Origin of the sequence: Solimonas variicoloris DSM 15731 (genome assembly GCF_000382285.1) — a bacterium.
Lineage (GTDB): Bacteria > Pseudomonadota > Gammaproteobacteria > Nevskiales > Nevskiaceae > Solimonas > Solimonas variicoloris.
Genome location: NZ_KB907925.1, coordinates 204,983 through 226,038, shown reverse-complemented (window position 1 = coordinate 226,038; position 21,056 = coordinate 204,983). Strand labels below are relative to the sequence as shown.

Genomic DNA, 21,056 nt, shown 5'->3' with positions numbered 1-21,056 from the left:
GGCCACTCAAACGAAATTTCGGAAGCTTTTGCATGAGTCAGACGCATGCCAGACGAGGCCTGCCGCCGCTCGACCTGCTGCGCGGCTTCGAGGCCGCGGCCCGCCACCTCAGCTTCACACGCGCGGCCGCCGAGCTGTCGCTGACGCAATCCGCCGTGAGCCGTCAGGTACAGGCGCTCGAATCCCATCTGCAGCAGCCGCTGTTCGAGCGCCGGCATCGCGCGCTGGCGCTGACCCCGGCCGGCGAACTGCTGCTGCGCCAGGTCGGCGAGCTGCTGGGACGTCTCGGCGAGACGATCGAGCAGATTCGCGCGGCGCAGACCGCGCGGCTGGTGACGGTGACGACGCCGGGCAGCGTCGCCTCGCTGTGGCTGCTGCCGCGGCTGCCGGCGTTCCGTGCCGCGCATCCGCAGATCGATGTGCGCATCAGCGCCGACAGCCGCGTCGCCGACCTGACGCGCGAGCGCATCGACGTGGCGATCCGCTTCTGCCCGCCGGAGCGGGCGCCGGGCGATGGCGAGCGGCTGTTCGGTGAGGCGACGATCCCGGTCTGCAGTCCGGCACTGCGCGCCGATCGCCGGCGGCCGCTGCGTACGCCGGCCGATCTGCGCCGGCACGTGCTCCTGCACTGCGACGCGACCTCGCCGTATCCGTGGCTGGCCTGGGATCTGTGGCTGGAGACGATGGGGTTGGCCGGCCTGCAGCCGGCCGGCGCGCTGCGCTTCAGTCACTACGACCAGGCGATCCTGGCGGCGATCGACGGCCAGGGCATCGCGCTCGGCCGGCGACCGCTGATCGATGCACAGCTGGCGCGCGGCCAGCTGGTCGTGCCGTTCGCCCGACAATTGCGCGCGGTGGTGGCACCGCGCGCCTACTACCTGCTGGTCGAGCCGGCGGCGCGGCAGCGGCCGGAGGTGCAGCGCTTCGTCGCCTGGCTGCGCGAGCAAGCGACGGCCGCCTAGCCGCGACGACGACCGGCCGCGCGGCGCGACGATCGCGGCGAGGCGCGGCGTCGCCAAGCCGGACTTTCTTGCCGAGCGTGAAGCCGAGCCAGTCGCTGAGCTCGGTGAGCTTGTGCCGCGGCTCGGCGGTCTTGACCGAATCGCCGGGCGTGTCGGGGCAGATCCGCGCGCAAGCGCCGCGGCGAATCCGCCCCGCTCAGCTCTTCGCCAGCTTCGAGCGCATGCGGATGTTGATCACCTCGACCAGCGTCGAGAAGCCCATCGCGAAGTAGATGTAGCCCTTCGGCACGTGGAAGCCGAGTCCCTCGCCGACCAGCGCCATGCCGATCAGGATCAGGAACGACAGCGCCAGCACCTTGATCGTCGGATGGTTCTCGACGAAGTCCGACACCGGGCCGGCGAAGAACATCATCACGCCGATGGCGATGATGATCGCCGCGATCATCACCGGCACGCGGTCGGTCATGCCGACGGCGGTGATCACCGAGTCGAGCGAGAAGACGATGTCGAGGATCATGATCTGCACGATCACCGCGGCGAAGCCGGTCGCCGCCTTGCCGACCACGTGCTCGGCGTCGTGGGTGCCGCCCTCGACCGATTCGTGGATCTCCAGCGCGCTCTTGCCGAGCAGGAACAGGCCGCCGCCGATCAGGATGATGTCGCGGCCGGAAATGCCCCATTCGCCGACGTGGAACAGCGGCGTCGTCAGCTTGGCGAGCCAGGCCAGCGACAGCAGCAGCAGGATGCGCGTGCCGCAGGCGCCGGCCAGGCCGACGAGGCGAGCCCGGGCGCGCTGATGCTCGGGCAGCTTGTTGGCCATGATCGACAGGAAAATGATGTTGTCGATGCCGAGCACGATCTCCAGCGCGGCGAGCGTGAAGAGGGCGATCCAGAGTTCGGGTTCGAGCAGGGCGTGCATGTCAGTACGTCAGGATTGAGTGAAGAAAGACGAAAAATGGAAAAGCATTCGCGGCACCGGCCCGCCGCGCGCGGCCGCCGGGCGCGCGCATGGTAGCGGCACTTCAGCGCCGCGACTTGGCGAGCAGTCGCAGGATTTCGAGATACAGCCAGATCAGCGTCACCATCAGGCTGAACGCGCCGTACCACTCCATGACTTTCGGCGCGCCCTGGGCGACGCTGCGCTCGATCGCATCGAAGTCGAGCGTCAGGTTCAGCGCGGCGAGGCCGACGACCAGCAGGCTGAAGCCGATGCCGGCGACGCCGCCCTCGTGGATGAACGGCATGCTGATGCCGCCGAACAGGCGCAGGCCGATGTCGACGAGATAGAGCAGGGCGATCGCGCCGGTCGCGGCGACGATGCCGAAGCGGAATTTCTCGGTGACGCGCAGCACCCGCGTGCGGTACAGGAACAGCATCATCACCAGCACGCCGAAAGTCAGGCCGACCGCCTGCACGACGATGCCCGGATGGCGCAGCTCGAAGAACGCCGACAGGCCGCCGATCGCGAAGCCCTCGGCCATCGCATAGAGCGGCGCGGTGACGTGCGACCAGGCGCTCTTGAAGACGGTGACGAGCGCCAGTCCGAAACCGATCAGCAGGCCGCCCCACAGGAACGGCGCGACGCTCGCCAGCGCCGCCTGCGGCCCGGCCTCGGCGAGCACGCCGTTGAAGCGTGTCCAGGTCCAGCCGGCGGCGATCAGCAGCAGCACGAACAGGATCGCGGTCTTGCCGACCGTCCCGTCCATCGTCATGCGCTCGCCGGCGACGACGCCGAAATCCTTGTTGCGCAGTACCGGATTGCCTGTCTGCATGTCCTACTCCACGCGAGATCGCGGACGGACATCGTAGCGCAGCCACCGCCGCCCCGGCGTTCGGGCCGGCACCGCGCTGGCCGCGGCGTCCGCAGACCGTCATGTTTCTGTTGCGCGGCTGTCATCCGCCGATCACCGCCCGTTAATAGGCTGCAAGGCGCCGATACCGGCGTCGACAGATGGGACGGCTGCATGCGGATCGCTTACGGCGTGATGGGCTACGGGCGTGGCCATGCCATGCGCACGATGTCCGTGCTGCCGGCGCTGCAGGCCGACCACGAGGTGACGGTATTCGCCGGCGGCGACGCCTACGAGGTCCTCGCGCCGCGCTTCCCGACCGTGCGCATCCCGACCATCGGCTACCAGTACAGCGCCGGCGGCACGCATTCGCTGCCGAAGACCGTCGCCCGCAACTTCGCGCCGATGCGCGATCTGCTGTTCGGCGGCGCCGGCGTCGCCCAGGTCGAGCGCGAGATGCAGGCGCGCGGCATCGAGCTGGTGATTTCGGACTCCGAGGCCTGGACGCATCGCGTCGCGCAGAAGCTCGGCATCCCGCGCATCAGCTTCGATCACGTCGGCATCATCGCCTACTGCAAGCCACACTTCCCGCCGGACCTGTGGACGCTCGGCATGCGCGATGCCTGGGGCTACCGCGCGCTGATGGGCGTGCCGGAGCGCATCCTGATCTCCAGCTTCTACCCGGCGATCCCGGCCTATCCGCAGGTCCGCATCGTCGGGCCGATGCTGCGCGACGAAGTCGTCGCCGAAACGCCCGAGGAAGGCGATTACCTGCTCGCCTACTTCAACAAGGGCGAGCATCAGTACCTGCCGCACGTCGATCGCGCGCTGCGCGAGCTCGACTGCAAGGTGCTGGTCTACGGCACCGGCCTGCGCGGCGAGGACGAGAACCTCGAATTCCGCGCGCCGAGCGTGGCCGGCTTCGTGCGCGATCTGGCGCGCTGCCGCGCGGTGCTGTCGACCGCCGGCAACCAGCTGATCGGCGAGGCGATCCACTTCGGCAAGCCGGTGCTGGCGCTGCCCGAGCAGGCGTTCGAGCAGCGCCTCAACGCGCACATGATCGAGCGCATGGGCGTCGGCGCGCGCGGCGAGCTGATGCGCCTGACGCCGAGTGACGTCGATCGCTTCCTCGGCAACTACGCGTGGTATCGCTCCAACATGCGCGACCACGCCGGCGACGGCCGCGCGCAGGCGATCGAGCATCTGCAGCGCGACATCGAGGCGGTGGCGCCGCGTCGTCGCGCCGCCTGCCGGACGACGCGACCGGCCACGCGCCGCGTGCGCGTCAGCAAGCGCGCCGAAGCCTGAGGCGCGGCGGCGGACTTCAGTCCGCCAGCCAGTTGTCGAGCAGACGCAGCATCAGGCGGTTGTTCTTCGCGAAGGCGTCGAGCTCGCCGAGCACGCGCGCCGGCGACTGCACGTGGCGCGCCGGCGGCGGCGTCTCGTGCCCGAACCAGACGCGGGCGTCGGCCGCCGTCACTTCGAGATGGAACTGGATCGCCGCGACTTTCGCTCCGCTCGCCGTGCGCAGCGCGAAAGCCTGGTTGGCGCAGGCTTCGCTGCGCATCAGGCTGCGCGCGCCGGCCGGGATCGCGAAGGTATCGCCGTGCCAGTGGAAGGCGCGGAAGCGCTCGGGAAAGCCGGCGAAGGCCCAGGACTGCGCCGCCTGCGGCGCCAGCGTCACGTCGAACCAGCCGATCTCGGGGTGCGCGTTGCGCGTGGTCGGCGCACCGAGCACGTCGGCGACCAGCTGCGCGCCGAGGCAGATGCCGAGCACCGGGCGACCGGCGTCGATGGCGGCGGCGATCGCCGCCTTCTCGGCGCGCAGCCAGGGATGGGCTGCGTCCTCGTAGATGTTCATCGGCCCGCCCATGACCAGCAGCGCGTCGTAGGCGTCCGGCCCCGGCGGCGTCTCGCCGGCGTACCAGCGCGTGGCGCGCAGATGATGGCCGCGCCCGGCGAGCGCCGGCGCGATGCAGCCGAAATCCTCGAAGTCCGCGTGACGGAAGCCCTGCACCCTCACGGCCGCGCCTTCAGCTCCAGCGCCGCGGAGTTGATGCAGTAACGCAGGCCGGTCGGCTTCGGGCCGTCCGGAAAGACGTGACCGAGGTGGGCGTCGCAGCGCGCGCACAGCACCTCGACGCGGCGCATGCCGTGGCTCAGGTCCTCGCGGCTGGCGACCGCCTCGTTGCTGGCCGGGTCGAAGAAGCTCGGCCAGCCGGTCCCGGACTCGAACTTGGTGCGCGCGTCGAACAGCGGCAGGCCGCAGCAGACGCAGTGATAGATGCCGTCTTGATGGTCGTTCCACAGCGCGCCGGTGAACGCGCATTCGGTGCCGCCCTGGCGCGTCACGCGATACTGCTCGGGCGTCAGCAACGCCCGCCACTCGGCGTCGGTCTTGCGAATCTTGTCCATGTCATCCGTCCTTCATCTCGGCGGTTCATCGTCGCGGCGTCAGGCCTCATGGCCCGGCTCTCAACCGTATCCCTTCGCGGGATCTTCCCCGACCCAGCTCCGGCTGGGTTTTTTCTGGGCGCCGCGACGACTACTCTAGCGGCCGCCCGGACCGCGCCGCGTCGCGGGCACCCATTAGAAAAAACCTCCGGGGAATCCTGCCGTGCTGCCTGTCCTGCTCGCCGCCATCGCGCTGTGCGCCGTCGCCGCCATCGTCTCCGACTGGAATGAGGCCCGCACGCCGCTGTTCAAGGTGCTCAAGCCGCTGACCACGATCCTGATCGCGGCGCTGGCCTGGAGCGCGCCGGAGAGCGGCTACCGCGACGGCCTGCTGCTGGCGCTGGGCCTGTCGCTGCTCGGCGATATCGCGCTGATGTACGAATCGAACGGCGCCTTCCTGGCCGGCCTCGGCAGCTTCCTGCTCGCGCATCTGGTCTTCATGCTGGCGTTCCTGCACGGCGTCGGGCACTACACGCCGCCGCTGTGGGCGGCCGCCTTCGTGCTGTACGGCGTCGCGCTCGGTGCCGTGCTGGTGCGCCGCGCCGACGCGCCGCTGCGCGTGCCGGTGGTGATCTACGCGCTGGTGCTGACCGGCATGGCGATCACCGCGCTGCTGCGCTGGCAGGCGCTCGGCGGCGTCACCGGCGGCTACGCGCTGGCCGGTGCGGCGCTGTTCGTGCTGTCCGATTCGGCGCTCGGCATCCGCCGTTTCGTCGGCCGCTACCGCGGCGCGCAGGGCGTGATCCTCAGCACCTACTGGGGCGGCATCGCCTGCATCGCCTGGTCGGCGCAGGGCGTCGGCTGAAGGCGAACGCGGCGGCGCTGCCGCATCCGTCGGGCGTCACTGGGGGAATTTCCGGCTGCGGTTGCGGTCAAGGGATCGTTACAGTCCCCACTTTCCCGATGATGGAGTGTCTGCGATGCGTGTATTCGTGCTCGGCGCCGTGAGTGCCGTTCTCGGCGCCAGCCTGCTCAGTGCCTGCGGCAAGTCTTCGCAGGCGCCGGCGACGCCGCCGGCCAGCGTCGACCAGAAGGCCCTGGGTTCCGGCATCGAGACCGCCAACTTCGATTCGCAGGTGCGCGCCCAGGACGACTTCTACCGCCACATCAACGGCACCTGGCTGAAGAAGACCGAGATCCCGGCCGACAAGTCGAACTACGGCGCCTTCACCAAGCTCGCCGACGACGCCCAGCTGCACCTGCGCGAGATCATCGAGGCCGCCGCCGCCAATCCGGACAAGAAGGCCGGTTCGGACGAGCAGAAGACCGGCGACTTCTACGCCGCGTTCATGGACGAAGCCCGCGCCGACGCGCTGGGCCTGCAGCCGCTCGAAGGCGAACTGGCGACCATCGCCGCCCTCAAGGACCGGAAGGAGCTGCCGGCGCTGCTCGCGCACCTGGAGACGATCGGCGTGCCGACCTTCCCTGGCTACATCGAGCCGGACGCGAAGGACTCCAAGCAGTACATCGTCTACCTGAGCCAGGGCGGCACGCAGCTGCCGGATCGCGACTACTACCTCGAGAAAGGCGACAAGTTCGAGGCGATCCGCAAGGCTTACGTGGCGCACATCGAGAAGATGCTGACGCTCGCCAAGCTGCCCGACGCGGCGAAGAGCGCCAAGGCGATCATGGCGCTGGAGACCCGGCTCGCCGAGGCGCAGTGGACGCAGGTCGCCTCGCGCGACGCCGAGAACACCTACAACAAGGTCGCCTTCGCCGATCTCGCCAAGCTGACGCCGGGCTTCGACTGGACCGCCTTCATCGACGGCACCGGCATCGGCAAGTCGCCGGGCCTGATCATCAGCCAGCCGAGCTTCTTCAGCGCCTGGGACAAGATCATCGGCGCCACCCCGCTGCCGACGCTGAAGGTCTACATGCAGTGGCAGCTGCTGACGAATTACGCGCCGTACCTGTCGCAGCCCTTCGTCGACGAGAACTTCGCGTTCTTCGCCGGCACGCTCAACGGCGTCAAGGAAAACCAGCCGCGCTGGAAGCGCGGCGTCGAGGCGACCGAAGGCGCGCTCGGCGAGGTGCTCGGCCGCCTCTACGTCGCCAAGTACTTCCCGCCCGAGGCCAAGGCGCGCATGGAAACGCTGGTGCAGAACCTGCTGAAGGCGTACCAGCAGAGCATCCAGTCGCTGGACTGGATGACCGAGGCGACCAAGCAGAAGGCGCTCGCCAAGCTCGCGACCTTCGACCCGAAGATCGGCTATCCGAAGAAGTGGAAGGACTACTCGGCGCTCGACGTGAAAGCCGATGATCTGGTCGGCAACGTCATGCGCTCGAAAGTCGTCGAGCACCATCGTGAAACGGCCAAGCTCGGCGGCCCGATCGACCGCGACGAGTGGGGCATGACGCCGCAGACGGTCAACGCCTATTACAACCCGCTGAAGAACGAGATCGTGTTCCCGGCGGCGATCCTGCAGCCGCCGTTCTTCGACATGAACGCCGACGACGCGGTGAACTACGGCGGCATCGGCGCGGTGATCGGCCACGAGATCGGTCACGGCTTCGACGACCAGGGCAGCAAGTTCGACGGCGACGGCAACCTCAAGAGCTGGTGGACCGACGAGGACCGCAAGAACTTCGAGGCGCGCACGAAGGCGCTGATCGCCCAGTACGACGCCTACGAGCCGCTGCCCGGCCAGCACCTGCAGGGCGCGTTCACGATCGGCGAGAACATCGGCGACCTCGGCGGCCTGTCGATCGCCTATCAGGCCTACCAGCTGTCGCTGGACGGCCGGCCGGCGCGCGTGCTCGACGGCTTCACCGGCGACCAGCGCTTTTTCATCGGCTGGGCCCAGGTCTGGCGCCGCAAGTACACCGACCAGAACCTGCTGAACCGTCTCAAGACCGATCCGCACTCGCCGTCGGAGTTCCGCTGCAACGGCGTGGTCGTCAACGTCCCGGCGTTCTATCCGGCCTTTGACGTCAAAGCCGGCGACAAGATGTATCTGGACCCGGAAAAGCGCGTGAAAATCTGGTAACGGCGCGCAAAACGTCGTCCGCAGCCCGCGCCGCCGCCCGGCCGCGCGGGCTTTTTCATGGCCGTCATTTGCGCTCGGGCCGGCCCGCTCCGGATAATCCGGGCGTCTCCATTGCCTCGCGGCCTGCCGTGCATGCGGCCGGCCGCCCCTGAATGAACGATTTCACGCTGACGCTGCTCGCGGTCCTGCTGGTCTTCATCAACGGTTTTTTCGTCGCCGCCGAATTCGCCATCGTCAAGCTGCGCCTGACGCGTGCCGAGGAACTGTTCGAGGAACGCGGTTTCCTCGGCCGGACCCTGTACAAGGTCCGCCACCGGCTCGACGCCTATCTGTCGGCCTGCCAGCTCGGCATCACGCTCGCCTCGCTCGGCCTCGGCTGGCTCGGCGAGCCGGCCTTCTCGCGCCTCGTCGAGCCGCTGCTGAGCGCGCTCGGCGTCGAATCCGAGCAGGTGCTGCACAGCGTGTCGTTCGCGATCGCGTTCGGCGTGATCTCGTTCCTGCACATCGTGCTCGGCGAGCTGGCGCCGAAGTCGATCGCGATCCGCCGCGCCGAGATGGTGTCGCTGTGGACGGCGCTGCCGCTGTTCCTGTTCTACTGGCTGATGTACCCGTTCATCGCCGTCCTCAACGGCAGCGCCAACCTCGTGCTGCGCACGATGCGCATGCAGCTGACCGAGGAGGGCGAGGAGCCGCATTCGGCCGACGAGATCCGCAAGCTGCTGCTCGCCAGCCACCGCCACGGCGAGCTGGAAAGCGCGCAGGCGCAGGCGCTGTCGCACACGCTGGACCTGCCCGAGCTGACTGCGGGCGACCTCATGCGGCCGGTCTTCGACCTCGTCGCGCTCGACATCCGCGACGGCATCCGCGCCAATCTCGCGCTGATCGCCCAGCACCGCTACTCGCGCTATCCGGTCAGGGACAGCGAGCAGGACGACCGCTATCTCGGCCTGCTGCACGTGCGCGATCTGGTGCCGGCGCTGTTCGACAACCCGAACCTCGGCGATCTGCAGCCGCTGCTGCGCGAAGTGCCGATGGTGACCCGCGACGAGCCGGCGCAGAAACTGTTCCGCCGCTTCCGCCGCGGCCTGCCGCATCTGGCGCTGGTCACCGACGAGCTCGGCACGGTGATCGGCTTCATCACGCTCGAGCACATCCTCGAAGCGATCTTCGGCAGCATCCAGGACGAGTTCCACCGCCGCAAGGAGGACTGGGTCGAGACCGGTCCGCATACCTACGAGGGGCCGGGCTGGCTGCCGATCTACACGCTGGAACGCATGATCGGCCGCGACATCGAATCCGGCCACGCCGACACCATCGGCGGTCTGGTCATGCAGACGCTCGACCGCCTGCCGCAGCGCGGCGACGCGGTCGAGGCCGCCGGCCTGCAGATCGAAGTGCTCGAAGTCGCCGGACCGCGCATCGAGCGCCTGCGCGTCAGCGCGCCGCCGCGCGGCGACGCTCTCGAACACGAAGGCTGAGCACCGCACGGCCGAAGACACTCTGTAACCCTTTGCAACGGCGGCTTGCACCGGCCCGCGGAGACGTGCGAGGTATCCGTGGTCCCCGAGCCGCCCCGCATCCCGAGAACCGCATGAACGCCCGATACTGCGCCACCGCCCTGCTGCTGCTGAGCGCGACCGTCCACGCCGGACCCGAGGGCAAGAAGGCCCCGGAGCCGACGGCCGAAGCCTACGCCGCCTGCGCCGGCCGCAACGCCGGCGACCTGGTCAGCTTCACGACCAAGGAACACACCCTCGAAGGCGTCTGCGAGCAGCACGGCGGGCGCCTGGCGCTGCGGCCGTCGGCGCCGCCGCCGGACGGCCGGCCGGCGCTGCCGGGTCACGACGCGCCGCTGCGCTGAGCGCTCAGCCGCGCGCCGCACGCGGCCACGGCGTCAGTGCCCAGCCACCGGCGGCCAGCTGCCGGCGGGTCGTGTACGAATTCTCGGAGCTTCCCTAGTCGAGCACCGGCGCGTCGCCGCGCGGACGCCAGCGGCAGCGCTCGAAATCGACGCGGCCGCGCGCGTCGAAGATCACGCCCTCGGCTTCGAGGCGGCGGCGCTGCTCGCGCTGGCCGGCCTCGCCGGGCAGTGACGAACGTCCGGACGCGCTGATGACGCGGTACCACGGCAGGTCCATGCCGTCCGGCACGTGGCGCAGCGCCTGCGCGGTGAGGCGCGGCTGCCGCGCGAAGCCGGCGAGATCGGCGACCTGCCCGTAGGTCGCGACCTTGCCGCGCGGGATGCGGCGGATCGTCGCCCAGATCGCGGCGTGGCGTGCGGCGAGCGTCGGCGGCGGCGCAAGTGCGGCGCGCGACGCCGGCGCTGTCGCGGGCCGCAGCGGACCGGCCGCGCGCGGGCCAGCTTTACGAGGGACGGTTTTCGACATGCGCGCAGCTTGCCGCAGCGCCCGGCGGGCGAAAAGGCCGCGGCCGGGCCTGCGCCCGGCGCCGCTCTGTTTCCCCCACGCTTCCCCAACCGCAATGCCGAGCGGCCTTCGCTCAGGCCGCCGCTTCCGCCGGCAGCGCATCGCGGCGCTGGCTCCATTCGACCTGCCAGCCCTCGCGCTCCCAGCGCGCGATCCAGGCCTGCGCCAGCGCCTCCGCATAGGTCTCGCCGAACTGCATGCGCAGGCGGCGCTGCTCGGTCCAGCGCATCCAGCGCTCGTCGGCGCCCTCGCAGACGCGCAGCCAGTGCTGGCCGGCGGCGGTGCGCGACACGATCACGGCGCGCGCACCGTACGGTGCGGCGCCGTCGCGCGGCATCAGCAGGGCGTTGAACACGAGCGTCTCGACGCGCTCGATCTGGGCGCTGAACTCGTCGTGCGAACCGTAGGCCGGCAGGATGTGCGGGGTCGTCTCCATGATGAGGTTTGCGGCCGGCGCACGTGGGCTTTGAGACCGCCGTTGTCGGCAGCCCCTGTAGGAAAAAGTCTAGTCGGGTTGTCGGCCGGTTGGCGGCCGACTTGAGCCCGGCGTCAGGCGGCGCCGAATGTGCCGTCGGCGATCAGCACGCTGTGGCCGCCGACGCGCACCGCGCTGACCTGGCCGCCGACGCGGTCGGCGGCGATGTGCAGCACGCTCGGCCGGCCCATCTCGACGCCCTGGTGCAGGGTCCAGGCATGCGTGCCGTCGCGGTCGGCCTCGCTGGCGAGCGCGCCGGCCAGCGCCGCCGCCGCCGAACCGGTGGCCGGATCCTCGGCGATGCCCATGTCGGTCGCGAACATGCGCGCGCGCAGCTCGCCCTCGTAGCCACGCGCATAGACGTAGAACGACGAGGCCCAGGCGCCGGCGAAGCGCTGGCGGGCGCCGGCCGCGTCGAAGTCGACGGCGGCGAGCAGTTCCGGCGCGCGCAGCGGCACCAGCACGAACGGCACGCCGCAGGACACGGCGCGCGGCGCCTCGGCGCCGCTGCCGAGCTCGCCCGGCTCGAGGCCGAGCACGGCCGCGACCGCGCCGACGTCCGGCGCCGGCCCGTACTCCGGCAGCTTGGCGACGCTCAGCTCGGCGTACATCGGCTCGCCGGGCGTGCAGCGCACGCGCACCGGCACCGGGCCGACGCCTTCCTCGAGCACGAAGCTGACGTCCGCACCCTTCGGCGCGAGGCCGAGCTCGGCGAGCAGGCAGGCGGCGCCGACGGTCGGGTGGCCGGCGAACGGCAGCTCGCGCCCCGGCGTGAAGATGCGCACGCGGTGCAGCGCCTGCGGCAGCGTCGGCGCCAGCACGAAGACGGTTTCGGAAAGATTGAACTCGCGGGCGATGCGCTGCATCTGCACGGCCGTCAGGGTGTCGCCGCCGAACACCACGGCGAGCGGATTGCCGCCGAACGGCTGGGTCGTGAAAACGTCGAGCGTGTGGAAGCGCAGCGTCATGGCAACACCTGAGTGCGGGGGAAACGGGCCGGCTATTGTCCTACGCCGCGGCTGAACCGCGCGAGTACGGCGCCAGCGCCTCGCGCCAGGCCTTGAGCTTGGCGTCACGCGGCTGGCCGGCATTGGCCGGACTGGTCGACGGCAGCGTCTGCACGCGCAGGTCGGCGACCAGCGCCGGCGCCGCACGCACGACGTGCCGCGCGAACGCCTCGGCCGCCTTGCCGCCGTTCAGGCAGACGCATTCCAGCCGGCGATGCCGGCGCCGGAACGCGGCGAAATCGTTGCCGACCTCGCTGTCGCGGGCGATCTGGCCGTCGAGGCTGCCGGGCCGCACGCAGGCGGCGAGCACGTCCCAGACGGCGACGCCGTGGTCGTGCAGGCGCGTCAGGCGCGCGGCGTACGGCAGCGCCGGACCGGCGCCGAACAGCTCGCCCATGAACGGCCAGAACAGATTGCGCGGATGCGCGTAGTACTGCTGCGCGCGCAGCGATGCCTGTCCCGGCATCGAGCCGAGGATCAGGACGCGCGCATCGGCGCGCGCGGCGGGCGGGAAACTCTCGCAGTGCATGTGATGACCGGATTGTCAGTTGCAGACGCGGAGTCTGGCTTATCGTTCAGGGTTCTTGAATGAGCCTGCCGAAAATCCTCGCTATCGGCGCGAGGCCGGCAGTTCTAGCATCGTCGCACTTCGAATCGGGAGGCGGCATGGCGACGGCACCGCGCGCGCAGTACACGGCACCGGCCCAGCTCGGCCACTGGCTGGTCGTGCTGCTGATCGTCGCCGCCTACGCCGTGGCCTGGACCATGGTCGATCTGAAGCTGTCGCCGACCAAGCTCAAGCTCTTCAACTATCACAAGTGGATCGGCGTCACCGTGTTCGCGCTCGCCGCGCTGCGCCTGGCTTGGCGTCTCGGCCATCGCCCGCCGCCGCTGCCGGCGGGCATGGCGGCTTGGGAGCGGCAGGCCGCGGAGATCGCGCATCGCCTGCTCTACCTGCTGATGTTCGCGGTGCCGCTGTCCGGCTGGCTGATGAGCTCGGCCAAGGGTTTCCAGACCGTCTATCTCGGCCTGCTGCCGATTCCCGACGCGCTCGGCAAGAACGCCGCGCTCGGCCAGGCGCTGACCGAGGTGCACGAGGCGCTGACCTGGCTGCTGCTGGCGCTGGTCGCGCTGCACGCGGCGGCGGCGCTCAAACACCATTTCGTCGATCGCGACGACGTGCTGCGGCGCATGCTGCCGCAGTGGCGCCGCCGGTCCTGATCCAGAGGAGAAGCCGCGCATGTCCCTGCCCGTCCGTACCGCCATCGCCGCCGGCCTGCTCGCCGTCTGCGGTCTCGCCCTGGCCGCGCCGCGGCCGCTGGTCGCGGCCAAGAGCCGCATCGACTTCAGCGTCAAGGAAATGGGCGTCACCGTCTCCGGGCAGTTCCGCAAGTTCGAGGCGACGATCGATCTCGATCCGGCCCGGCCGGAAGCGTCGAAGGCCGAGGTCGTCGTCGACATCGCCAGCCTGACGACCGGCGACGCCGATGCCGACGCGATCGCCGTCGACAAGCCCTGGCTCGACAAGCTCGGCTTTCCGAAAGCGACGTTCAAGAGCACCGCGGTGAAAAGCCCGGCGCCGAACCGCTACGAAGTGAGCGGCGTGCTGACGATTCGCGGCAAGGCGCGCCCGATCGTCGTGCCGCTGACCACCGCGGCGCAGGCCGACGGCGGCCTGCTCGCCACCGGCGGCTTCTCGGTGCGCCGCTCCGATTTCGGCATCGGCGGCGGCGAATGGAACGAGGGCGACCTCGTCGCCGACGAAGTCCCGGTCACCTTCAGCCTGACGCTCGGCCCGGCCGCGCGCTGACCCGCCATTCATCCCCCACGCGTTTTGCCAGGAGTTTTCGCATGAAGAAGATGCTCGTCGCCGCGCTGCTCGCCAGCGCCTCGTTCGTCGCCACCGCGGCCGACACCTACGATCTGGAGCCGAACCACACGTTCCCGCGCTTCGCGATCAACCACCTCGGCTTCTCGACCTTCCACGGTCAGTTCGACAAGACCAGCGGCACGGCGACGATCGACCTCGCCAAGAAGACCGGCAGCGTCGACGTGACGATCGACGTCGCCTCGGTCTCGACCGGCGTCGCCAAGCTCGACGAGCACCTCAAGACGCCGGACTTCTTCGACGCGGCCAAGTACCCGACGATCACGTTCAAGTCGAGCCAGTTCAAGTTCGACGGCGACAAGCTCGAGGAAGTCCGCGGCGAGCTGACCATGCACGGCGTCACCAAGCCGGTGACGCTGGACGTCGAGAACTTCGTCTGCAAGGACCATCCGATGACCAAGAAGCCGGCCTGCGGCGCCGATCTCGAGGCCAAGATCAAGCGCTCCGACTGGGGCATCACGACCTACGTGCCGGCGGTCGGCGACGAGGTGACGCTGTCGATCGAGGTCGAGGCGGTGAAGAAGTAAGGCTGCGATCGGCGACAGGCAAAGGGCGCGTCGCAGGACGCGCCCTTTTTGCTGCGCGGCGCGGCCTACATGAACTTGCCGCCGACGATCTTGCCGTCGCCGCCGAGCTCGGCGAAGTAGCGGCTGTTGTTGGTGCGGAACTCGCGGGTCGAGATCTGGCCCGGCAGCACGAGGGTGACGTCCGGGTAGGCCTTGCGGAACTGCTCCGGCGTCGGATGCGTGCCGATGAAGCGGTGGAACGCGTCGAGGTCGGTGACGTGGCCAGGCACGGGCTTGGGGTCGCTCATCGTCACGTGCTGGCAGGCGGCGGCCAGCGTCGCGACACTGATGAAGGCGGCGCAGAGCAGGCGGCGCATGCGGATTCTCCAGGAACGTTCGGGATCACCGAGTATGCGCGCAGCCTGCGGCCCGGGAAAACCCCGGCGCGGACGCGGCACGGCTTCGCTAAGATCGGCCGCTTCCTCCGTCAGGCCTGATGCCATGTTCCGCTTTCTCAAGCCCGCGGCGCTGAGCGCCGCCTTGCTGTCCGGACCCGCCATGTCGACCATCGCGTTGCCCGACGCTGCGCAGCGCAGCGACCCGCACTCGTACGCCAATACCCAGGATTTCCGCACCCGCGACCTGGCGCTCGATCTCGACGTCGACTTCGAGCGCCGCGTGCTGCGCGGCAGCGCCGAGCTGACCCTCGAGCGCGTCAACCCGAAGGCCGACACGCTGGTGCTCGACACCCGCGACCTCGACGTCGGCGCCGTCGAGGCCGGCCGCGACGGCAAGCTGGCGAAGACCACGTTCAAGCTGGCGCCGCGCGATCCGGTGCTCGGCAGCGCGCTCGTCATCCACATGCCGAAGGGCGCCGACCGGGTGCGCGTGCACTACGCGACGCAGCCGCAGGCGTCGGGCCTGCAGTGGCTGACGCCGGCGCAGACCGCCGGCCAGAAGCATCCGCTGCTGTTCAGCCAGTCGCAGGCGATCCACGCGCGCAGCTGGATTCCGCTGCAGGACACGCCGCAGGTGCGGCAGACCTACAGCGCGCACATCACGACGCCGAAGAACCTGCGCGCGGTGATGAGCGCCGACAACGATCCGCAGGCGCCGCTGTCCGGCGAGTATCGCTTCAAGATGCCGCAGCGCATTCCCTCGTACCTGATCGCGCTCGCGGTCGGCGATCTGGCGTTCCGCGCGACCGGTCCGCGCACCGGTGTCTACGCCGATCCGGGCGTGGTCGACGCCGCCGCCCGCGAGTTCGAGGACACCGAGAAGATGCTGGAGCGCTGCGAGGCGCTGTACGGTCCGTACCGCTGGGGCCGCTACGACCTGCTGATCCTGCCGCCGAGCTTTCCGTACGGCGGCATGGAGAACCCGCGTCTGACCTTCGCCTCGCCGACCGTGATCGCCGGCGACAAGTCGCTGGTCTCGCTGGTCGCGCACGAAATGGCGCATTCCTGGTCCGGCAACCTCGTCACCAACGCGACCTGGGCCGACATCTGGCTCAACGAGGGCTTCACCGAACACGCGACCTTCCGCATCGTCGAGGAGGTCTACGGCCGCGACGCCGCGCAGCAGGAGCGCGTGCTGTCGGCGCGCCGTCTGCAGGCGGAACTGGCCGAGATCGCGCGCGACGACGACAAGACGCTGACGCCGGATCTGGTCGGCCGCGACCCGGATGACGGCCTGTCCGGCGTACCGTACGCGCGCGGCAGCCTGTTCCTCGACTATCTGGAGGCCCAGTTCTCGCGGCCGGTGCTCGACGGCTTCCTCAACGGCTGGTTCAACAGCCACGCGTTCCAGAGCGTGCGCACCGCCGACTTCGTCGCCTACCTGCACGAGCAGCTGATGGCGCAGAAGCCCGGCGTGCTCAGCGAAGCCGAGCTCGACGCCTGGCTGCACCAGCCCGCGATGCCGGCCGACACGGTCTGGCCGAAGTCGGACGCCTTCGACCGGGTCGACGTGCAGCGCCAGGCCTGGCTCGCCGGCAAGACGCCGGCCGCGGCGCTCGACACCAAGGGCTGGACCACGCACCAGTGGCAGTACTTCATCGACACGCTGCCGGCGCTGTCGGCGGCGCAGCTCGACGAACTCGATGCGGCGTTCGGCTTCTCGAAGACGCGCAATCAGATCATCGCCAGCCACTGGTGGAAGCAGTGCCTCGCCAACCACTACGCGAAGGCCGACGCCGGCGTCGAGCAGTACCTCGGCGAGGTCGGCCGCATGCTGCTGATCATGCCGCTGTACCGCGAGATGGCGAAAACGCCGGACGGTCTGGCGCGCGCCAAGACCGTCTACGCGAAGTGGAAGAACCGCTATCACCCGATCGCCCAGGACGCCATCGAGAAGGCGCTCGCCAGGGCCGCCTGAAGCTCAGCCGCATGTACGCGACGGCGCCTGCGGGCGCCGTCGTCGTTTTCTAGGGAAGGTCTGAGTCCCTATTCCGTCATTGCGAGGAGCCGCCGGCGACGAAGCAATCCAGCAGCTCCCTACGCAAGCGACGTCTCTGGATCGCCGCGGCCGGCAGGCGGCGCGACGCGTTCAGTCGCGGCGGCGCGCGCGCTGCGCGAGCCAGGGATGCACGAGCACCGAGGCAAGCAGGATCGCCGCGCCGGCGTAGAACGAAGCGCCGAGCTCGCGCTGCTCGCCGAACAGCAGCGCGGCGAGGATGATCGCGTACAGCGGCTCGAGATTGACGGCGAGCTGGGCCGCGAACGCCGTCAGCCGGCGCAGCGCGAACAGATAGATCGTGAACGGTGTCAGCGTGCAGCAGACGACCAGGATCGCCAGCAGCAGCGCGTCGCGCGCACCCGGCACGTGCAGCAGGCTCGACAGCCCGCCGAACAGCGGCGCCAGCAGCGTCAGCGAGGCGCCGCCGACGCCGAGCTCGATCGCCGTCACCACGACCGGATCGGCGCGGTCGACGTAGCGCTTGTTGAACGAACCGAAAACCGCGACCAGCAGCGCCGACAGCACGCCGACCGCGAAGCCGGCGAGCATGCCCTGCGGCACGCCGCCGGCGACCAGCGCGACACCCGGCACCGCGGCGAGACCGACGACCAGCTCGCGCAGGTCCGGCCGCCGCTGCGCGACCACCGGCTCGATCAGCGCGAGGAACACCGGCGCCAGCGCCAGGCAGGTCGCCGCCACCGAGGCGTTGGCGAGCTTGATCGCGGCGTAGAACGTGAACCAGTGCAGCGCGACGATCACGCCGATGCCGGCGTAGGTGGCGAGCAGGCGCCGCGGCAACGCCAGCAGGCCGCGCCAGACGCGCGGCACCAGCAGCAGGATCGCCGCGACCATCAGCATGCGCCACCACACCAGCGCCAGCGCCGGCATCGAGATCGCCTTGCCGAGGATCGGCGTGAAGCCCCAGAGCAGGACGCAGAAGTGGATTTGCAGCTGGGCTTTGAGGGAGGGCGACATGGCGGAGCCCGCGGACAGGGCGCGCAGCTTGCCGCGTCGGCCGGCGCTTGAAAAGGCCGGCGTCGCGACAGCGCGTACCGCGGCGGGCGCAACCGGCCGGCGCGAGCGGCGCTGCGCTCATGCGCGCCGGTGCCGGCGGCGCCGCGAGGCGAGGAACTCAGGACGGCGAGCGCCGCCGGCGCGAACTCAGAAGTCGCCGTAGCGACGCCGCCGCCGGCTGCGCAGCAGCCACGGCAGCAGCAGGCCGAGCACGACACCGCCGCTGAGCAGGCCGGCACCGGTCAGCATGGTGGCGCGGCGCGCGCGCTCCTGGTCGAACTGCTGCTGCAGCGCGGCGCCGGCTTGTTCCCGGGCGGCGAGTTCGGCTTTCAGGCGCGTGTTGTCCTGCGCCAGTTCGAAGGCCGGACGCGCCTGGTCGAGCTGCACCTGCGCGGCCTTCAGCTGATCCTGCAGCGACTTGATCTGGCTCTGCGCGGCGTCGAGATCGGCCTTCATCTGCGTGACGCGATCCTTGGCGGCCGGCTGCGCCGACAGGTAACGCGCCGTCATCCAGCCTTCGCGGCCGTCGGCGGTGCGCACGCGCGCGAAGCTGTCGGGGCCGAGCGACTCGAGCACCGTGACCTTCTGCCCGCTGCGCAGGTTGCCGAGCGAACCGGCGTCGTTGCGCGGCGCTTCGCGCAGCACCACGGCGATGTCATCGGAGACGAATTGCGTGGTGCCGGACTGGGCATGCACGAGCGGCGCCGCGATCAGCAGCGCCAGAGAGAGAAGCGAGCGATTCATGGCGGATCGAGTCTAGCAACGCGATCCCGCAGTGAACACCCGCACGCGCACGCGCCGCTTCAGCCGCGATTCAGCTTGGCGGCGCGCCCGCGCGTTCAGTGGCGCTGCGCGCGCCGCTGCCGCCCCGCTGCGAAGCGACGCTGTTCTTCGGGCGTCTGCGGCACGAGCGCCGGCACCGCTTGCGGCTCGCCCTGCTCGTTGACTGCGACCATCGTGAAGAAGCAGCTGTTGGCGTGGCGCACCACATCCTTGCGGATGTTCTCGGTGATGACCTTGATGCCGACCTCCATCGAGGTGCGGCCGGTGTAGTTCACCGAGGCCAGAAAGGTGACGAGCTCGCCGACGTGGATCGGCTGGCGGAACATGACGCGGTCGACGGACAGGGTGACGACGTAGCTGCCGGCGTAGCGGCTGGCGCAGGCGTAGGCGACCTGATCGAGCAGCTTGAGGATGTGGCCGCCGTGCACGTTGCCGGAGAAATTCACCATGTCCGGCGTCATCAGCACGGTCATCGTCAGTTGATGCTTGGGCAAGTCCATGGCGCGCCTTCTTCGCTGTCTGCTGTGGGCCGATCGGAGTGCAAGAAGCGAACCACGGATGCCTGCCGGCCGCAGCGCAAGGCGCGCGCTGCGGTCGGGCGTCCATCAATCCGTGCTTCCCGCGGCGCCGGCTACAGCGCCAGACGCCGCAGGTCGGACAGCAGCTTGGTCAGCAGCACGATGAAGCGCGCCGCGTAGGCGCCGTCGATGACGCGGTGATCGTACGACAGCGCCAGCGGGCACAGCAGACGCGGCTGGAAGACCTTGCCGTCCCAGACCGGCTTGATCTGGCTCTTCGACACGCCGAGGATGCCGACCTCCGGCGCGTTGACGATCGGCGTGAAGAAGCTGCCGCCGATGCCGCCGAGCGAGGAGATCGAGAAGCAGCCGCCTTTCATCTCGTCGGGCTTGAGCTTGCCGTCGCGCGCCTTCTTGGCGAGCTCGGCGGTCTCCTGCGCGAGCTGGACGATGCCCTTCTGGTCGGCGTCGCGCACCACCGGCACGACCAGACCGTTCGGCGTATCGGCGGCGAAGCCGATGTGCATGTACTTCTTGAGAATCAGGCTCTCGCCGTCCGGCGACAGCGAGGCGTTGAACTCCGGATACTGCTTCAGCGCCGCCGTCACCGCCTTGATGATGAACGGCAGCAGCGTCAGCTTGACGCCGCCTTCCTCGCTCTGCGCCTTGCGGAAGGCTTCCAGCTCGGTGATGTCGGCCTCGTCGGTCTGCGTGACGTGCGGGATGTTGAGCCAGGCGCGATGCAGGTGCGCGGCCGAGAGCTTGCGGATGCGCGCCAGCGGCCGCGTCTCGATCGCGCCGAACTGCGCGAAGTCGACGGCCGGGATCGGCGGAATGCCGGCACCGGCGACGGCGGCCGGCGCCGCGGCCGGCGGCTGCGTGAGGCGCTGCTTGACGAAGCCTTGCACGTCCTCGATCAGGATGCGGCCGCGGGCGCCGCTGCCGTGCACCTGGAACAGATCAACGCCGAGTTCGCGCGCGAACTTGCGCGTCGCCGGACCGGCATACGGCACCTCGCCGTCGCGGCGCGCGGCGGCCGGCGGCGGCGGGATCGGCGCGGTGTCGGCGATGATCGCTAGCGGATTCTTCGGCAGCGGCTCAGTCGGCGTCGCCGGATCGCGCGGCGTCGCCGCCGCTTCCGGCGCGGCGGCGGGCGGCGACGGCGGCGCGGCTGCGGCGCCGGCCGCAGTCAGCAGCGTGCAGACGGCGGCACCCTGCGAAACCTTGTCGCCGACCTTGAGCTTGAGCGCGCGCACCGTGCCGGACGCCGGCGCCGGCACTTCCAGCGTCGCCTTGTCCGATTCCAGCACCAACAGCGGCGCGTCCTTCTCGATCGCATCGCCGTCCTTGACCAGCAGCTCGATCACCGGCACGTCGTGATAGTTGCCGATGTCGGGAATGCGCACGTCGATCTCGGCGCTGGCCGCGGCCGGCGCGGCGGCAACGGGCGGCGGCGGCGCGGGCGCGACCGAGGCGCTGGCTGGCGGCGCTGCGACCGGTGCCACCGTAGCGGCGGCCGGAGCCGGAGCCGGCGCGGACACCGCCGCTTCGGCGATTTCGAGCTCGCAAATCTCGGCGCCCTGCGAAACCTTGTCGCCGACCTTGAGCTTGAGCGCGCGCACCGTACCGGACGCCGGCGCCGGCACTTCCAGCGTCGCCTTGTCCGATTCCAGTACCAGCAGCGGCGCGTCCTTCTCGATCGTGTCGCCGTCCTTGACCAGCAGCTCGATCACCGGCACGTCGTGATAGTTGCCGATGTCGGGGACCGTGACTTTCTGATTCGCCATCG

At 69.9% G+C, this 21,056-nt stretch carries 23 protein-coding genes; 10 read left to right on the top strand and 13 right to left on the bottom strand.

Annotated elements, in window-relative coordinates; translation table 11 throughout:
* Positions 1-32: 32 nt before the first annotated feature.
* Positions 33-962, top strand: a complete 930-nt coding sequence (gene gcvA / locus H149_RS0101135; protein ID WP_020647883.1) for a transcriptional regulator GcvA — start codon at positions 33-35, stop codon at positions 960-962.
* Between the two features lie 196 nt (positions 963-1,158).
* Here gcvA and H149_RS0101130 read toward each other — a convergent pair whose 3' ends face one another.
* Together H149_RS0101130 and H149_RS0101125 are read right to left on the bottom strand one after the other, a co-directional pair.
* On the bottom strand, positions 1,159-1,881 hold the full coding sequence (locus tag H149_RS0101130; protein ID WP_020647882.1) for a TerC family protein: 723 nt from the start codon (positions 1,879-1,881) through the stop codon (positions 1,159-1,161).
* Between the two features lie 103 nt (positions 1,882-1,984).
* Entirely contained in the window at positions 1,985-2,734 is a 750-nt protein-coding gene (locus H149_RS0101125) for a Bax inhibitor-1/YccA family protein (RefSeq protein WP_020647881.1), read from the bottom strand.
* Between the two features lie 192 nt (positions 2,735-2,926).
* Here H149_RS0101125 and H149_RS0101120 point away from each other — a divergent pair, with 192 nt between their 5' ends.
* Positions 2,927-4,060 (top strand): glycosyltransferase family protein, encoded by a 1,134-nt coding sequence (locus H149_RS0101120; protein ID WP_020647880.1) that lies wholly within the window; start codon positions 2,927-2,929, stop codon positions 4,058-4,060.
* A 16-nt stretch (positions 4,061-4,076) separates the two neighbouring features.
* Here H149_RS0101120 and H149_RS0101115 read toward each other — a convergent pair whose 3' ends face one another.
* Positions 4,077-4,775: a type 1 glutamine amidotransferase gene (locus H149_RS0101115; RefSeq protein WP_020647879.1), complete on the bottom strand. Its 699-nt coding sequence runs from the start codon at positions 4,773-4,775 to the stop codon at positions 4,077-4,079.
* Entirely contained in the window at positions 4,772-5,167 is a 396-nt protein-coding gene (gene msrB / locus H149_RS0101110) for a peptide-methionine (R)-S-oxide reductase MsrB (RefSeq protein ID WP_020647878.1), read from the bottom strand. Before msrB ends, H149_RS0101115 begins: the two co-directional genes overlap by 4 nt.
* 202 nt (positions 5,168-5,369) lie before the next feature.
* On the opposite strand from msrB, the gene H149_RS19270 reads away from it, so the two are divergent.
* From H149_RS19270 to H149_RS19265, 4 genes are all read left to right on the top strand, one after another.
* Positions 5,370-6,011: a lysoplasmalogenase gene (locus tag H149_RS19270; protein ID WP_020647877.1), complete on the top strand. Its 642-nt coding sequence runs from the start codon at positions 5,370-5,372 to the stop codon at positions 6,009-6,011.
* 115 nt (positions 6,012-6,126) lie between these two features.
* Positions 6,127-8,193: a M13 family metallopeptidase gene (locus tag H149_RS0101100; protein ID WP_020647876.1), complete on the top strand. Its 2,067-nt coding sequence runs from the start codon at positions 6,127-6,129 to the stop codon at positions 8,191-8,193.
* A gap of 152 nt (positions 8,194-8,345) precedes the next feature.
* Complete coding sequence (locus tag H149_RS0101095) at positions 8,346-9,671, top strand: hemolysin family protein (protein WP_020647875.1); 1,326 nt, start codon at positions 8,346-8,348, stop codon at positions 9,669-9,671.
* Between the two features lie 113 nt (positions 9,672-9,784).
* On the top strand, positions 9,785-10,054 hold the full coding sequence (locus H149_RS19265; protein ID WP_020647874.1) for a hypothetical protein: 270 nt from the start codon (positions 9,785-9,787) through the stop codon (positions 10,052-10,054).
* Between the two features lie 94 nt (positions 10,055-10,148).
* On the opposite strand, the gene H149_RS22505 is transcribed toward H149_RS19265, so the two are convergent.
* The 4 genes from H149_RS22505 to H149_RS0101070 all read right to left on the bottom strand — a co-directional run bounded on the left by H149_RS22505 (position 10,149) and on the right by H149_RS0101070 (position 12,630).
* The gene (locus H149_RS22505; RefSeq protein WP_020647873.1) at positions 10,149-10,580 is read right to left on the bottom strand and encodes an MGMT family protein; all 432 of its coding nucleotides are present in this window, start codon (positions 10,578-10,580) and stop codon (positions 10,149-10,151) included.
* Between the two features lie 112 nt (positions 10,581-10,692).
* A complete protein-coding gene (locus H149_RS19260) occupies positions 10,693-11,055 on the bottom strand; it encodes a hypothetical protein (protein WP_020647872.1) in 363 nt (120 codons plus the stop codon).
* Positions 11,056-11,168: 113 nt separating this feature from the next.
* Positions 11,169-12,062: a PhzF family phenazine biosynthesis protein gene (locus H149_RS0101075; protein WP_020647871.1), complete on the bottom strand. Its 894-nt coding sequence runs from the start codon at positions 12,060-12,062 to the stop codon at positions 11,169-11,171.
* Between the two features lie 40 nt (positions 12,063-12,102).
* Complete coding sequence (locus H149_RS0101070) at positions 12,103-12,630, bottom strand: DNA-deoxyinosine glycosylase (protein WP_020647870.1); 528 nt, start codon at positions 12,628-12,630, stop codon at positions 12,103-12,105.
* A 137-nt stretch (positions 12,631-12,767) separates the two neighbouring features.
* On the opposite strand from H149_RS0101070, the gene H149_RS0101065 reads away from it, so the two are divergent.
* The 3 genes from H149_RS0101065 to H149_RS0101055 are packed head-to-tail and all read left to right on the top strand — an operon-like array spanning position 12,768 to position 14,516.
* Positions 12,768-13,322, top strand: a complete 555-nt coding sequence (locus H149_RS0101065; protein ID WP_020647869.1) for a cytochrome b — start codon at positions 12,768-12,770, stop codon at positions 13,320-13,322.
* A 19-nt stretch (positions 13,323-13,341) separates the two neighbouring features.
* Complete coding sequence (locus H149_RS19255; protein WP_020647868.1) at positions 13,342-13,911, top strand: YceI family protein; 570 nt, start codon at positions 13,342-13,344, stop codon at positions 13,909-13,911.
* A 41-nt stretch (positions 13,912-13,952) separates the two neighbouring features.
* Complete coding sequence (locus tag H149_RS0101055) at positions 13,953-14,516, top strand: YceI family protein (protein WP_020647867.1); 564 nt, start codon at positions 13,953-13,955, stop codon at positions 14,514-14,516.
* A gap of 65 nt (positions 14,517-14,581) precedes the next feature.
* Here the strand turns inward: H149_RS0101055 and H149_RS0101050 are convergent, their stop codons facing one another.
* A complete protein-coding gene (locus tag H149_RS0101050) occupies positions 14,582-14,872 on the bottom strand; it encodes a hypothetical protein (protein ID WP_020647866.1) in 291 nt (96 codons plus the stop codon).
* A gap of 124 nt (positions 14,873-14,996) precedes the next feature.
* Here H149_RS0101050 and H149_RS0101045 point away from each other — a divergent pair, with 124 nt between their 5' ends.
* On the top strand, positions 14,997-16,871 hold the full coding sequence (locus H149_RS0101045; RefSeq protein WP_020647865.1) for a M1 family metallopeptidase: 1,875 nt from the start codon (positions 14,997-14,999) through the stop codon (positions 16,869-16,871).
* Positions 16,872-17,042: 171 nt separating this feature from the next.
* Here the strand turns inward: H149_RS0101045 and H149_RS0101040 are convergent, their stop codons facing one another.
* The 4 genes from H149_RS0101040 to aceF form a co-directional block, all read right to left on the bottom strand.
* A complete protein-coding gene (locus tag H149_RS0101040) occupies positions 17,043-17,927 on the bottom strand; it encodes a DMT family transporter (RefSeq protein ID WP_020647864.1) in 885 nt (294 codons plus the stop codon).
* Positions 17,928-18,113: 186 nt separating this feature from the next.
* Positions 18,114-18,710, bottom strand: coding sequence for a TIGR04211 family SH3 domain-containing protein (locus H149_RS0101035; protein ID WP_020647863.1), 597 nt, complete (start codon positions 18,708-18,710; stop codon positions 18,114-18,116).
* A 95-nt stretch (positions 18,711-18,805) separates the two neighbouring features.
* Positions 18,806-19,249, bottom strand: a complete 444-nt coding sequence (locus H149_RS19250) for an acyl-CoA thioesterase (RefSeq protein ID WP_020647862.1) — start codon at positions 19,247-19,249, stop codon at positions 18,806-18,808.
* A 131-nt stretch (positions 19,250-19,380) separates the two neighbouring features.
* Entirely contained in the window at positions 19,381-21,054 is a 1,674-nt protein-coding gene (gene aceF, locus H149_RS0101025; protein WP_020647861.1) for a dihydrolipoyllysine-residue acetyltransferase, read from the bottom strand.
* Positions 21,055-21,056: the final 2 nt, after the last annotated feature.